Below are 15,971 nucleotides of genomic sequence, written 5' to 3'. Positions count from 1 at the left end.
TTTATTTTTTTCGTCGGTAAATACGGGCCAATGGGCTAATTGCTTCAAATTGCTCTTTTATATCCGTAAAAAGTAACGACTCTTTGATGCCAATGGCTAGATACCCCAAGGGCGATAGGCTATCGTGAAATAAATGGACCGCCCGGTTTTGTAATTCCTGATTAAAATAGATCATAACGTTGCGGCAGCATATCAACTGAAATTCGTTGAATACCTGGTCCACGGCCAGATTATGTCGCGCAAAAACGACCTCCTCGCGGTATTCTTTGTGGATAATCGCATTGTCGTATTGCGCAGTATAGTAGGCCGAAAAATCATTTTTTCCGCCCGATTTAATGTAATTTGTGGTGTACTCTTTGATCTGTTTTAAAGGAATAATTCCCTGACGTGCCCTTTCCAAATTGACGGGATTGAGGTCGGTCGCGTACATTTTGGTCCGGCTTAGCAAGCCCGCTTCTTGCAGCAGAATTGCCATTGAATAGACTTCTTCGCCCGTGGCGCAGCCTGCGTGCCACACTTTAATAATCGGATAAGAAGCCAGCGTCGGAATTACTTTTTCCCGAAGCTCTTTGTAAAAAATAGGGTCTCTAAACATCTCCGTCACGTTGACTGTCAGGGTTTCTAGAAACCACGCAAAAAAGGATTTATCGTTGATCAAATGATATTTCAACTCATAACTGGTTTTGAACTCCGCTATCGCCATGCACCGAGCCACTCTTCTCAACAGCGACGACCGGGCATAGTCACTGAAATCATACCCATGTTGGGTATAAATGAGTTGAATAATCTCGTTTAACTCTTCAGCAGTCAGTTGTGTTTGAGAATCCATTCTTTATTTGGAAAGCCAGACGCGCATCAGGGAAAAAAGTTGACCCGTATCCACTGGTTTTGTAATATAATCGGACGCCCCCGCTTCAATCACTTTTTCACGGTCTTCGGGCATGGCCTTGGCCGTGAGGGCGATAATGGGTAATTTAGACAACCGCAAATCATGCCGAATCCGAGACGTGGCCTCGTACCCGTCCATTTCGGGCATCATAATATCCATCAATACAATATCAATATCAGGGTGAAGCCTAAGTTCTTCTAACGCCTCCTTGCCGTTGTCGGCCGTAATGACTTTCATCTGTTGCTCCTCCAATAATGTGCTCAAAGCAAACACATTGCGCATATCATCGTCTACCAGAAGCACCTTTTTCCCTTCCAATCCTCCGCTACTGAAGGCCACGGTGGGCTGGGGCAGCTTTTTGGTTTCTACTTCCTGCACTTTATAGAGAAACAATTCCATTTCATCCATTAGTCGCTCCATAGATTGCGTAGACTCCCGGATAATCACGCTCGAAAGTTTTTTTAGTTGGCGCTCTTTGGTCAGGTTGAGGTCTTCGTCGATGTACACAATCACGGGCAAGACCTTCGCGGCGCTGGCTTCTTTCAAGCGCCTTAGCGTTTCCATGCCTTGATCCAAATTTTTGCGGATGTCTACAATCAGGCAGTCATAATCATGCTGGGCAATGTGGTCGGTGGCATCCTGCTCCGAAACAACCACTTCCCATTTGAGGTCAGGATAGCGCTTTCCAAGCACCTGACCGATGGTATTTCGTTGAATAAACTCCCCGACCAATATCAGCACTTTCTTGATTTTAACATTCAATTGAGCTTCCAATAAACTAAATACCTTCTCTAAGTCTTGGGTTTTGACGGGTTTTTGGATAAACGCCTGCGCCCCCTCCAACGACAGACTTGAAGCATCTGCCCCCGAAATAACATGCACAGGAATGTGCTTTAATTGTTCGTTATTCTTAATCCAGGAAAGAATACTCTGCCCATCAACAACGGGCAACTGCACGTCAAGAATGATGGCCGACGGCTGATACTTCTGGGCATACCTCATTCCCTCGTCGCCTTGTAGGGCCACGATTGTTTTGTAGTTTTTATCGCGGGCTAAATCCCTGACAATCCCCGCAAACATGGGGTCGTCTTCGATAATTAGTATCACCAAATCGCCTTTTTCAATCGAATTTCGGTCGTCTTCTATTTTGGCCTGCGATACCATCTCTTTTTGAAAATCGGTCATGGAGAAGTTTCGCTTTTCGCTTATCGTCAGCGCTTCAGGGTTGGCAGCCACTGCTCCATTTGCGTTGGATTTGAGCGGTATAAAAACCGAAAAAGTGCTACCTTTCCCCACTTCACTTTGAAGTCTCACTTCTCCGCCCAGTCGTTTTACCAATTCTCTGATGATGGATAGCCCTAGGCCCGTACCACCATATCTACGGCTGGTTGAACCATCGGCCTGTTGAAATGCCTCAAAAATGAGCTGTTGTTTCTCGGCGGGAATTCCCACCCCCGTGTCCTCAACGCTGATAGCCAATACCTGTTCGGCCTTTTTCAGGGCGTCGGTGGTAAAGTCAGGTCGAGGCTCAATGGCCTTAAATGAAAGCGTAATTTGCCCGTTTTTGGGGGTAAACTTAAACGCATTGGACAACAGATTTTGAATGATTTGTTCTAAGCGCTGTTTGTCGGTGTGCAACGCTTCGGGAACCGAGGCCTCTACTTGCGTTAAAAAAAACACTCCTTTTTCGTCGGCCACTACCTCAAACAATTGCTTAATATCCCTTACAATATTTTTAACAGGTACACTTTCAAACTGGAAATCAATCTTCCCTGCTTCAATCTTCGACAAATCCAGAATATCATTGATGAGTTTTAACAGGTCGGTGCCCGATTTTCGAATCACGTTGGCGTATTCAACCTGTTTTTCGGTTAGGTTTTTTGATTTATTTTCCGACAGCAAGTTGGCCAAAATCAAAACGCTGTTGAGCGGGGTACGCAACTCGTGCGACATATTGGCCAGAAACTCTGACTTGTACGTACTTGTCACTTCCAACTCCTTGGCTTTCAAGGCCAATGCCTGTTTTGCTACTTCTAGGGCTTCATTTTTTTCTTCCAACTCTGAATTGATGTGTCTCAATTCTTCTTCTTGCACCCGCAACTCTTCTTCGGACGCCATCAGGCTCTCGGTTTGGTGCGACAATTCTTCGTTGGTCTGACGCAATTCATCCTGCTGATTCTCCAAAATTGCCTTTTGCGCTTTCAACTGTTCCAACAACTGGTCAATTTTAAGCCGAGACTGTATTTCATTGGCCGACAAGGAAATATCCTTAGATACTTTTTTCAAAAGCTCTATTTGATGGTCAGGAAATGGCGAGAAGGATGCTAGCTCGATTACACCTTTGAGTTCTTTACCGTACCAAAGTGGAATGCACGCAATTTCACCTGCTTTGGTAGCGCCGCTTCCCGACTCAATGGCCCAATAAGACGACGGAATTGACTTAGTGATACGTACTTGCCTTTCAAGCCCAGCTTGGCCTACCAATCCCTCTCCCAGCGCATAGGATTGGGGCGCTTGAGTGGGCAAAGCCACGGAGGCTTTCAGCACCAACTTTTGAGACTCATCAACTAAATATATTCCCCCCGCTGGTAGTTCCAAATAATCGGTAACGGCTTTTAAGGCCGATTGCCCAAGAGCTTCTACTGTATTGGTATTTTGAAGGGAGTCATTCAAAATCGTTAGCCCCGCCAGATACCAATTTCTTTCTTTGATAGATTTATTAAGTTCCTCAAGCTCGTCTATACTATTGCTGAGTCGATTTTCGATTTTCTTTCGGCTTTTAAACTCTAACGCATAAAAATAAGTAAGCACGGCGGCCACCAAAAACAGCAGAAATGTCCCTAATACGGTTTTACGGGTTAGGTTTTCAATGAGCATCTTCATTGAAGCCTCTCTTCTGGACAACTCATAACGTTCGGCGGTATACATTTTTTTTACCAGCATCCGCACGTTGTCCATTTCTTTCATCTCTCGTGCCGTAATTTCAATCAGGCTTTGCTGGTTCACCCCCCTTTCATTTTCTGGGGTAGAGCTCCACAATTGCATTAACAATTGCAATGATTGCTGTATTTGGGCCAATTGGGACAGCTTGAGCGGATTTTCCTGGAAATAGTTCGTTAAATTATCTTCTACCAGTCCAATATTAATCTGAGCTTGGTTAAATGGCAGCAAAAATCTTTTTTCGTTCGTGCTTCGATACGCACGTTGCCCCGTTTCCATATCGACGAGGAGCTTTTCCAGCGTCAGGAGCTGGTCAAGCATTTCGTTTTTTTCTTTTACCCATTCCGCCTCTTCGACTTGGCGCTGAATGGTATTAAAAAAAGAAATGCCCAAAAAGATACCAATCAGAATGGTACAAGCTGATCCAATAAGCAGCCAAGCGGCAATTGTGAGTTTCATAATTTGAGCGGGCATCAGTCATTTTGAGGAAATGACATCAATGGTGTTTAGCGTTAGAAAGGGTAATTAGTACTACTGTTTTTCTAAAGGTTACTAAACAAAATCAACGCCAAAGTTTCTCTGTTGCCAATAATATGCAAAAAAAACGCCTGTTGCTGGTCTTTATTCCGATTCAAAATACAGAAAATTCCGGTTTATAACCACTTTGACCCAAAAAACAGGGATATTAGTAACGGAAAATTATCAAGCGGTGAGCATTTAGGTATATTTTACCCTGATTTTTCAAATTTATATGTCGGACAAACACTAAAAACCAACCGTTTCTCTATGTCACAGTCACTCAAAACCGAAGATTTTCGCTTCGACGGCACCCGTACATTTCATCATAAAAAAACGGCCACTAAAATAGAAGACCTTTACGACGACAAAGCTGACTACGCCGCCCAACTGGCTGATTTTAGGACCACCATCGACGAGCTCCAAAGTCTTATGTACGCCCACAATCGGTACGGGCTTTTGGTGATTTTTCAGGCCATGGACGCCGCCGGAAAAGACAGTACCATCAAGCACGTATTGTCGGGGGTGAATCCTGTGGGGGTCAAAATCCAATCTTTCAAACGACCTTCCGACAATGAACTAGACCATGATTTTTTGTGGCGGCATTTGCTTTCACTGCCCGAACGCGGCAACATTACCATCTTCAACCGGAGTCATTATGAAGAGGTATTGGTCGTAAAAGTACATCCCGAAATCCTAACCAAGTCGCAGCGATTACCCAAAGAATTGACCAAAGATTTGGACAAAGTATGGAAACAACGCTACCAAGACATCGCCAATTTTGAAAAATACCTCTATCATAACGGCATCAGGGTGATTAAGTTTTTTCTGAACATCTCGCAACAGGAACAGGGGAAACAACTCATCGAACGCATTGAAGACCCTACCAAAAACTGGAAGTTTGAAGAGGACGACATCAAAGAGCGCGCCTATTGGAAAGACTACATGAACGCCTACGAAGAAGCCATCAACGCCACCGCCACCGAAAAAGCGCCTTGGTACGTAGTCCCCGCCGATGACAAGAAAAATATGCGGCTTATTGTTGGAAAAATTTTGATTGAAGAACTCAAAAACATGAATATGTCGTTTCCAGAAAGCACCCCAGAGCGGCACGCCGCCCTGCAAAAACTCATCGAAACGATTCATGAGCAGGATGCAAGTGCAGAGTGAGTGGGCAGTGGGTAGTGGGTAGTGGGTAGTGGGTAGTGGGTAGTGGGTAGAAAAAAGGTCACCACGGGAGAGCTATTCACTCTCCTGTGATGACCTTTTTTCTGTACTTTAATTACAGCCCTGTATAGCGGCTTGAAAGGTACCGCTCGTGTTTAGGTTTGTTTGGAATCCGGGAAGCAACAGTACGGCGTTTTGACCATAATAAGTGGCAGCCGCGCCATCTCCTACTTTATTGGTGGCATTGATTTGCAAACCTTTAGCGGTATTGGTTTGACCGGGAGCAATATCCAACAGCATGGAGTACAGATTCAATACCGCCGGACAAGGCGAGGGCAGTTTGTATTTCAGCAGAGAGAAATTGTTGACACCACTGGAGTAGTCATTCCACAAAAATGTGGTACCGTTGTCTGCGTATAATTCTACATTCGTAGACAAATTGGAGCCACTACTGGACAACGTTTCGATGCGCAGTGAATCATTCACAACGCTGACTGAAAGTTTATAATAACCGTACACATTACTTGCCGAAGCCACTCTGATATAATATACTTTGTTATTATGCACATAAGCATACCAATCTGTATCATTTTTGGAATCAAGGCACACTTCGGGGCTTAGATAATTTGCGGTACCAGTAATTGTGGCAGATGAGTAGGTATTATTAGGCTCTAAAAGGTCACATTCTAAGCTAACAGTGACAGAACCCGCTGCCGTTGTGCATCCGTTTACATCCATACATACCGCAGAATAGACCGTGGTGCCATTAGGAACTAAAGTACGGGTAGCGGGCGCGGAACCATTGTCCGTCCATTGGAGGGTCCCATTGCAGCCGGAGGCCGTCAAGGTTGTACTTTGGCCGGGCACAACGGAACTCGGCACCGCCGTGATTGCCGGAGGCGCCGGAGCGGTACTATTGGTAATGGTCAATACCCCGACACTTTTCGGACTTGTATAGGCCAGACCAGAGGAGGTTACCACAAATCGGTACGTACCCGAAGGAACGGATGCGGGAATCGTAACATTAGAAAAAGTGTACGATGAAAAGCCTGTTAAAGAAGCCAAATTACTCAAGACGACCGTTCCAGAAACCGCCTCTACCAGATGAAGTGACACTGTATTTTCTGAATAACAGCAAAAATTGGGGGAATATTTTACCGTTACTCCTCCCCCGCGGCAAATGGATGCCGACTTAAAATCAACCAGCAGCGGGCAGGTATAATATTTGTCTGACTCTGACTGGCACTCACCGCTCTGTACCGTTACAAAATACCCTCCAGGTTGATTGGTCGTTAAGGAAGACCCATTCCCTCCCGATACGGGCAGGAAAGGTCCATTGGAAGTAGGCGCATAATACCATTGGTAGGCAAAAGAAGGATCCGTCACGCTCGACGAAAGGGTAAAGTTACTGCCATCGTTACAGGCACCCGCCCCGGTTTGGCTAATGACGGGTTTAGCAACACTGCCTATCGTAACGGCATAAGGAGCCGAGGTTACGTCATACCCGTTTGGCCCCGTCACTCTCACGGTATAATTTCCGCTAACCGCAGCAGTATACCCATTGCTTGTGCCTCCTGTAGCATTTCCATCACGGTACCACTGATAATTATATCCCGCGCTTTCAACCAAAAGTAAACTTGTACCGCATTGCCGGGGAAATGCCTCCCAAATTTGAGGGATTGGCATACATCCCGTACCGGTAACGGTAAAATTATAGCTGCCCACTACCGTTGTGAAGTATGGAGTGATCCCGGAGATCCTGATCTGAAAAGTACTGCCAATTGAAAGTGATGCAGGTACCCGTACTATCATTGGGTTGGCCGGGGAGCTAATGGGATAGGAAGTGATATAATTGCCCGTCACGGAATTGTAGAGCGCTACATTTAGGTTTCGGTTACCGCTCCATGTCCCGGCGATTGTATAAGGAATCTCTACCGAGCCGCCCGCGCAGGCATTCAGGGTGACGGGAGTCGAAAGGGTAAGGGTGGTGGCCGCATTCACGATCACATTAACCGTGCCGTTTGTCACCCCGCTGCCGCAACTGCTTGCAAAACCTGTTAAATAATACCTCCGATTCTGCTCTGGCGTTACATTGAGCGTATACGTCGAATTGTTAGTGGTAATGCGACGTGTATATGTATCGTCTGAATACTGAAATACAAATGGAGGCTGTCCTGTCATGGTCACCGTCAACGGAACCGTTTGGCCGGGAGCACTGACCACGTCAGCATTTGTCCCATTGGCATTCGTGAGCGTTGCCGTACCGCTGTTGGTAATGGAAACCGAGGAAGAACTTACAGAGCAATTCCCTGTTTTCTTAGTAACTACGACATAATAATCGCCCACAGCAGTCGCCGCATAACTTGTCGAACCGGCACCGCTGATCAACGAATAGGTGTTCCCACTGGAAGGCCAATAATACCACTGATAATCATACACCGCAGGATCAGCCGGAGTAGCACTTAAGGTTACCGAGCCGCCGTTGCAAACCGCGCCGCTTGTAGGCGTGATGCTCACCGGCGGCATTGTCACTTCCACAGAGGTAGCGGCCGAGGTAGAAGTATAGCCTGTAGCCGTATTCGTCACCTGCACCGTATAGGCCCCCGTTTGAGGAGCATAATAGTAATAATCCGTTGCTCCTGAAATACTGCTGCCGTTTTGGAACCATTGATAGGTATAACCGCTGCCGGTCGGATAGGCATACAACAGTGCACTTCCACACTGCACGGACGAAATGCCACTCCGAATTGTAGCGGTGGGCGGACATCCGGTACTCGTGACCGTCAATTGGTAAGTGCTTGTGACATAATCGAAGGATGGTAATCTTACATATACCCTGACCTTGTAGGTTGCATTAAGGGTCAAAGCCGTGGATAGTGTATAACGAATGGGATTTTGTGAAAAACTACTTTGATAACTGTTTGATACATAGTTATTATTGGCATCTGCCAATTCTACCTGTAGTATGCGGTCATTGGTCCAGGTACCGGTAGTAGTGTAAGGAATTTCAATCGTGCTCCCCGCGCAGACGTTCAGGCTAGCCGGCATAGTGAGTGTCAATTTGGTAGTGGGATCCACAACGATATTCACTGAATTGCTGCTGCCGCTATTAGAGCAGTTGTTCGACCTAATGTCGCTAAGATCATAACTGCGGTTTTGCTCGGGTTGAACCGTAATGAGGTGCGGATTAGCGGTCGCTGACATATTTTTATAATTCGACCCATCAAACAACCGGAATGTCCACGGTCCCTGCCCCGTAAAAGTGGCTTTCAGTTGAGCCGTGGTGCCCGGTGTAATCACCTGAGAGCTGCCGCCTGACAGTGTGGTAAGGGTCGCAGTGGCATAATTGTTCACATTAATGGAGCCTGATGCCGTACACCCGCCTTTACTGTATTCTGCCTGATAATTGCCCGTCGTTGTGGCCGTATAGGTAGCAAGGCTAGCCCCTGAAATCGGAACCCCGCTTTTGTACCATTGCCAAGTGCCGCCCGTTGTGGCCGCAGCGGCCGTCAGTACCGCCGAGGTATTGCTCCCGCACAGTACAGGATTGGGAGAAGTGATCGTGACGGGGGCTGCAATCAACGTAATCGTCTGTACCGCAGAGGAATCAATGTAGTTGGCCGCCGCGTTGGTCACTTTTACGTAGTAATTTCCCGGTTCATACGCATAAAAACCCAAAGAAGTAGCCCCGGACAGGGTAACCCCGTTACGAAACCACTGATAATTTGAAGTGCCGTTGACAGGATTACCGGTAGAAAGATACACGGAACTGCACGCCTGATTGGCTGGGGAAACATAGACGATCGGCTTCGGCATACATCCTACGCTATTGACCGTTAATATATACGAGCTGATCACCGGTCCCGCTACGCTTGCCGGTATGATGGGCAAAACAGCGACCCTGTATTGGCTGAAAGGAGTCAAAGAACTTGGAAGCGTAACGCGCAAAGGACTGTCGGACTGCCCGGAGAAAGACGTAACGGTCGATCCGTCGAGTTCGTTGAGCAATCGAACCGTCAGGTTTTTTGGTCCCGACCAGGTGCCTACAGTCGTATAGGGAATGTCAATGGTACTTCCCGCGCACACGTTCAGCGTAGTTGGGGTCGGCAACGTAACGGAAGTCGTTGCATCCACCACGACCCGCACACTGCCTGCCAGATCACTGCTAGTAGAGCCGCATGTATTATTCCCCACATAATTTAATCTATAGCGGCGGTTTTGATCGGGAGTCACCGTCAATGTATAGGGATTGGCAGCAACATTATTGACGTATTTGTCACTTATTCCGTCATTGTACGAAAAATAAAAAGGGCCTGTGCCCGTAAAGTTCACCTTCAATGAGGCACTTTGTCCGGGAGTGACGCTGATTATTCCACTGGGGTCATTGTTTTGATCGGTAAGGGTCGCATACGGAGTGGAGGCTACCCGAAACGGATTGGCAGTCGTGGTGGTGGCTCCTTCCGTCACGAGCACTCTGTAAAAACCCGTTGTGCTCGTCGTAAGCGTATCATTTGTTTGGCCTGATTGATTGGTATAGGTACAGGTCAGGCAGGAAGCGTATTGCCATTGGTAGGTGTACTGTGCACCCTGCGGCTGCACCACCAGCGTGGCGGAGGTATTGCCGTTGCACAAAATGGGATTTACGGATGAAATCGTCGCGGTAAAAGTAGACAGTGTTTCTTTTGGAGGTTTCGCTTTCCCATCTTTAAGGGCTTGCGCCCAAATCGCCGCCAACTCGGCACTGTTGTCTGGACAAGCTTCTACGCGTACTTTGGGAGAAGTCCCAGTCATTTCAGAATTACTGACCGTCACAGAATAGTTTCCAGCCCTGCGCACCGGCAAAGTATTGGTAACCGTCGTTTCCACTGGTTGACCGTCTAAAAACCATTGGTAGGAAAATCCCGGCTCGTGAAGACTGGCCCGCAGGGTCATCTGGCTGCCTTCGCAGAAATAGGGGGAGCTGGTAAGATTCTCAAGGCTTAGTTGAACATTGACAGACGTTTTTTCCTGGGCAGCGGCGGTAAAAGCGAAGAAGAAAATGAGGCAGTAGATAAAAATTTTTTGCATACGAAAATAAATGTAAATCGGCTTTAGGTGGAAGGCAAGACCCTGTAAAGGGTAAAAGTTAGACGAATGAAACTGCAAATAGATACTTATTTTTTAAAAATTATCGGCAAAGGGCACCTATTTGTCCACCCACTCTATTCATCATTACAAAGCGATAACTTCAAACATAAAAACCACCTCATAGAGTAAAAAAGAAAGTACCTCTCTTTCAATCCGATAAACAACATATTGATAATCAACAACTTTCAATACTTTAGATTGCCATAATTATTTATTTCGCTACTAAAATACCGAAGCCTGGCTCTGTATTCATAGAAAAAAAAGCCCCCCTGAGCGGCACACCGCCCAGCAAAAACTCATCGAAACGATTCATGAGCAGGATGCAAGTGTAGAGTGAATGGGAAGAAAAACACCATTCAGACCTGACTTTCAGAGAACTGAGGAACGGGAATAGCGTGAAATTAATCTTGCCAATTTTGCGTCAATCTCCTCTTCCGTAACACCGCCATGATAACAAATCATTCGCTTGATTTCCAGACGCTTTAGCTTTTTTACGGACTCCACCGCAGCCCCTAAATCTAGGGTAAAAGCAGGATTGGCGATTTCAAATTCACCATGCTCAATTACCAGCGCATCTGCCGCAATGAGCGTTTGGCTCTCCGGTACGTAAAGCGACACATGTCCCGGCATGTGGCCAGGAGTGTTTATAATTTGCACGCCTTCCATAAAGGTTTCACCTTCCGAAAACACGGCATCCACCTCAACACTTTGAACATTTTTCAGCAGCTCCTGAAAATACAAAGCTCCTGATTTTTGGTCTTCAGGCAAAGACTCAAACAAGCTTTCAGCCTGCATTAAACGCACCGATTTTTCTTTTCCACTGATATAAGGAGCTTCAATGACAGGCGCATAAACGGCCAAGGCAGGATAGCGATTTTTTAATTCTGCCAAGCCCCCTAAGTGGTCGATGTCGTGATGGGTGATAAAGACGCCCGTCAGTTCCTGAAGTGATAGGCCCTGTTTCTGAGCGGCCTCTTCAATGAGCGGCATAAATCCAGCATAACCGCAATCTACCAATATCATTTGGTGTTCGTTCTTTACAATAACGAGATACAGAGCATCTTCTTTGCCGTTATAGTCAAACCTTACCTCAAGAACGTACACGACAACACTGCTTGCCATCATAACAATGCCTAACTTTTTCGTTTTTTTAATGATGATTTATTCAACAAATATATTGATAAAATAAAAGGGGATAGCTTCGTCAGCTACCCCCTCCATTGAATTTTATTTAAAGGTATTCCCTACCAGAAAATCCAGTAAATCAGACTAAACGTAGCCACTACCGCGATAGCACCGTAGCGGAATGTAGGCGTGACCTTAAACCATTCGGGGCGCACCTCGAAGGCGTTGGGTTGATTTTTGCCTTTAGATTGTGCCAAACTGATGGCTACGTGTACGGCTGAGCAAATCCAGAATACTACACCCATACGGTTGAGGAACGGGAAGGCAGGATATAAATTCTCAATCACCGCCGACAACGCAATACTCAACACCGCCGCCGCCAAAGCACCGTTGGCGGTTGCTTTTTTCCAGAAGAAACCCAGCAAGAAAATACTCAGAATACCAGGCGAAATGTAGCCCGTGTAGACCTGAATGTACTCAAATGCCTGTCCGAAATTGGCCAATAATGGACTCACCATCAGGGCAATGATGAAGGCCACAACAATGGCCACGCGCCCCGTCCAAACGGTTTGTTTTTCGGTAAGGTTTTTGTTGAAAAATTTGTTGTGAATATCAAGCATATAGATGGTCGAGATGCTGTTGGCTTTGCCCGCCAAACTCGCCACAATCGCCGCCGTCAGGGCCGCAAAGGCCAAGCCTTTCAAACCAACAGGCAACAGATTCAATAAAACTGGGTACGCATTGTCGGGTTTTACGATACCGTTTTGGGTAATGCCGTTAACAATCGACGCATCGGCGTTTTCTTGAAACAACACGTAAGCGGCCAAACCAGGCAAAACCACGATGAATGGCATCATCATTTTCAGAAATGCCGCGAACAAAACACCGTTACGGGCCGTATTGATGTCAGCGCCAAGCGCGCGTTGGGTCATGTATTGATTACAGCCAAAATAGTTGAGGTTGTTGACCCACTGCCCGCCGATGATAAACATCATGATGCCCGGCAACTGATTATAAGCATCAATAAACCCACCGCGCCCATCGTGGACTTGGTACTGTCCGGGCGAGAAAATCATGTGCAGGTGGCTATCGGCTTTTTCACGAATCAAACTCAATCCTTCCAACACCCCCGAACCAGTACCGACTTTATCGGAAAGTAAATCCAAGGCCAGATACGTGGTAGCCAAACCACCGAAAATCAAGCAAACCACCTGAATCACATCGGTATAGCCGATTACCTTCATGCCGCCAAGGGTAATGATAACGGCAAAGGTGGTCAGGAAGATAGCACAAGGCATGAAGGCGAAGCCCGTCATTTTTTCTAAACTCAATGCACCAAGGTAAATGATGGATGTGAGGTTAACGAAAATGTAGAGAAACAGCCAAAACACGGCCATAATCGTCGCTAGTCGCTCATTGTAGCGTTTGGCGAGAAATTGCGGCATGGTGTAAATCTTGTTGTTGAGGTACATCGGTAGAAAATACACGGCCACGATAATGAGCGCTACACCGCCCAACAATTCATAAACCGAAATGGCAATCCCCAACTGAAAGGCTTGTCCGCTCATGCCAATAAACTGCTCGGCCGAGATATTGGACGCGATGATGGAAGCCCCGATAGCCCACCAAGTGAGGGAGCCTTCGGCCAGAAAAAAGTCTTTGGAATCGGCGGTCTGTTTGCCTTTGTGTTTATATACCCAATAGCCGTAGCTCGACACAATCACAAAATAAATGAGGAAGATAACGTAATCAAGGGTTTCAAGTCCAAGGGTCATAGGAAGCGAGGGTTGGAAGAATTAAAAATCAATAATCGACATATTTTTTAATTATACTTTATTTTTATTCCATTCATTTCTTTATCATGCTGAAAGAATCTAAAAGCCAAGAACCAATGCGTAGAAAATAGATTCTTACAGAATGACAAAGCTGTTTAGCATCCTTGCCCGTAGTAGGCATTTTTGCCGTGTTTGCGTTCAAAATGTTTCATACGCAACGTGTCTTTAATGCGTGGCGTTTGGGGATTGATTTGCAGCGTCAGGTACGCCATACGGGCTACTTCTTCCAGTACCGCCGCGTTGTACACCGACTTCTCGGCGGTCTTGCCCCACGTAAACGGCCCGTGATTTTGCAGAAGTACCATTTCCATTTCTTTGTGCGACAATTTACGGGCGTCAAATACTCCAAAGATTTGATTACCCGTTTCGTACTCATAATCCCCCTGAATCATTTCGTCCGACAGCACTGGCGCACACGGAATATCTTGGTGCGTATGGTCAGCGTGGGTAGTGCCGAAGATAGGAATATCAATACCCGCTTGCGCCCACGCCACCGCGTAGGTGCTGTGCGTGTGCGTGATACCGCCGATGTCGTCCCAAGTCTTGTAGAGCAACGCGTGCGTCTTTGTATCCGACGACGGGCGCATCTTCCCCTCCACCACCTTGGCATCGTAGTCCATGATGACGATGTCTTCGGGTTTCAAAAACTCATACGGTACGCCGCTGGGCTTGATGGCAAAAACGGCTTTATCACGGTCTACCGCGCTTACGTTACCAAACGTAAACAGTACCAACCCCAGCTTCGGCAGCTGCATATTGGCTTCGTAACATTCCTGTTGTAATGATTTGTACATGGTTTTTGAGGGCTATTTCAATTCCAACACAACCACCGATACGGGTGGCAATTTGACCGTCAGCGTATTATTTTTCAGGCTTGCCCCGCTAAAGGCCGCTGGCTGAATTTTATTGGGATTTTCAAAGGTATTGTAATCTTGTACTTTGGCAGAAGTAAGAATGCGGCCCGTCACGCCTGAGGCATTTACCCCCGTAACATTGATGGTGATTTCCTGCGCTTTATTGGGGTCAATATTGACCAATGACACATGAACCGCACCATTTTTATCGCGTGATGCTGAAACCGAAATCGCGGGTAATTTTTCATTGCCAAACGTGTAATCATTTGACTGAACCTCCACGGGCAACATCGTCGCGTCTTGGTGAACGTTGTACATTTCCAATACGTGATAGGTAGGCGTCAGAATCATTTTTTCTTCGTTGGTCAAAATCACCGATTGCAACACGTTGACTACCTGTGCTAAATTTGCCATACGCACACGTTCGCAATATTTATGGAAAATATTGAGCGTTGCCCCTGCCAAAACGGCATCGCGCATGGTATTTTGCTGAAACAAAAAGCCTGGATTGGTGCCGGGTTCTACGTCGTACCAACCGCCCCATTCGTCCACGACCAACGCCACTTTCTTAGCCGGGTCATATTTGTCCATGATGGTGCTGTGGCGTTTAACAAGCTCATCCATCAGCAGCGCCTCTTTCATGGTTTTGAAATACAACTCTTCGGTAAAGGTCGTTGAAGGGCCTTTCTGTTTCCAGTCAATGACCGAATAGTGGTGCATCGCTATTCCTTCGAGCATGTTGTGCGGAATCTCCCGCATGAGCGTTTCTGTCCAATTATAGTCATTGTCGCTGGCCCCCGAAGCAATCCGAAACAGTCGTTCGTTGTTCTCAAACGACGCATTCATAAACGTAGCGTACTGACGGTAAATGTTGGCATAGTAGTCGGGTTTCATGTTGCCACCACAGCCCCAGGCTTCGTTGCCGACACCCCAATACCGCACTTTCCACGGATTTTCGCGACCATTTTTTGCCCGTAAATCCGACATCGGACTTACGCCTTTGAAGTTGACATACTGCACCCAATCTGCCAAATCCTTTACCGTTCCGCTGCCTACGTTTCCTGCCAAATAAGGCTCGGTTCCAATCAACTCGCACATATTCAGGAAGTCGTGCGTACCAAAGCTGTTGTCTTCGGTTACGTTTCCCCACCAAACGTTCACAATTTTAGGGCGGTTTGCTTTGGGACCGATGCCGTCTTTCCATTGATATGTATCGGCAAAACAGCCTCCGGGCCAGCGCAGATTGGGGATTTTCATCTTTTTCAGCGCATTGACCACGTCCATCCGTACGCCGTCTTTGTTCGGAATTTTGGTATTATTTTCCCCCACGTATAAACCGCCATAGATGCACTTACCGAGGTGTTCGGCAAAATGCCCGTAGATGTGTTTGTTAATGGTATGTTTCCCTAGATCACCGCTGAGGGTTACTTTGTTTTGGGCAAAGACCGTGCTTGACGTCAGCAGGAAAATGATACCTGCGCTTTTTAGAAAATATCTCATCGTAAAAGAGGGTTTAGA

Annotated in this window: 8 protein-coding genes; 1 reads left to right on the top strand and 7 read right to left on the bottom strand. The window is 46.7% G+C overall.

Features of this window, described 5'->3' with window-relative positions:
* Position 1 precedes the first annotated feature (1 nt).
* Together NCI00_RS23220 and NCI00_RS23215 are read right to left on the bottom strand one after the other, a co-directional pair.
* Entirely contained in the window at positions 2-829 is an 828-nt protein-coding gene (locus NCI00_RS23220) for a CheR family methyltransferase (protein ID WP_253531764.1), read from the bottom strand.
* Between the two features lie 3 nt (positions 830-832).
* Positions 833-4,288, bottom strand: coding sequence for a response regulator (locus NCI00_RS23215; protein ID WP_253531762.1), 3,456 nt, complete (start codon positions 4,286-4,288; stop codon positions 833-835).
* A gap of 327 nt (positions 4,289-4,615) precedes the next feature.
* On the opposite strand from NCI00_RS23215, the gene NCI00_RS23210 reads away from it, so the two are divergent.
* Positions 4,616-5,515: a polyphosphate kinase 2 family protein gene (locus tag NCI00_RS23210; protein ID WP_253531760.1), complete on the top strand. Its 900-nt coding sequence runs from the start codon at positions 4,616-4,618 to the stop codon at positions 5,513-5,515.
* A 108-nt stretch (positions 5,516-5,623) separates the two neighbouring features.
* Here NCI00_RS23210 and NCI00_RS23205 read toward each other — a convergent pair whose 3' ends face one another.
* From NCI00_RS23205 to NCI00_RS23185, 5 genes are all read right to left on the bottom strand, one after another.
* Complete coding sequence (locus NCI00_RS23205; RefSeq protein ID WP_253531758.1) at positions 5,624-10,579, bottom strand: 3-coathanger stack domain-containing protein; 4,956 nt, start codon at positions 10,577-10,579, stop codon at positions 5,624-5,626.
* A 429-nt stretch (positions 10,580-11,008) separates the two neighbouring features.
* Positions 11,009-11,764, bottom strand: coding sequence for an MBL fold metallo-hydrolase (locus NCI00_RS23200; protein WP_253531757.1), 756 nt, complete (start codon positions 11,762-11,764; stop codon positions 11,009-11,011).
* Between the two features lie 119 nt (positions 11,765-11,883).
* The gene (locus NCI00_RS23195; RefSeq protein WP_253531756.1) at positions 11,884-13,539 is read right to left on the bottom strand and encodes a sodium/sugar symporter; all 1,656 of its coding nucleotides are present in this window, start codon (positions 13,537-13,539) and stop codon (positions 11,884-11,886) included.
* 155 nt (positions 13,540-13,694) lie between these two features.
* Positions 13,695-14,393 (bottom strand): L-ribulose-5-phosphate 4-epimerase, encoded by a 699-nt coding sequence (locus NCI00_RS23190; protein WP_253531755.1) that lies wholly within the window; start codon positions 14,391-14,393, stop codon positions 13,695-13,697.
* A gap of 12 nt (positions 14,394-14,405) precedes the next feature.
* A complete protein-coding gene (locus tag NCI00_RS23185; RefSeq protein ID WP_253531754.1) occupies positions 14,406-15,953 on the bottom strand; it encodes an alpha-N-arabinofuranosidase in 1,548 nt (515 codons plus the stop codon).
* Positions 15,954-15,971: the final 18 nt, after the last annotated feature.

It is taken from the genome of Runella salmonicolor (assembly GCF_024158025.1).
GTDB lineage: Bacteria > Bacteroidota > Bacteroidia > Cytophagales > Spirosomataceae > Runella > Runella salmonicolor.
Note: the sequence above shows the minus strand (reverse complement) of the source record. Positions and strands in the feature narration are given on the sequence as shown.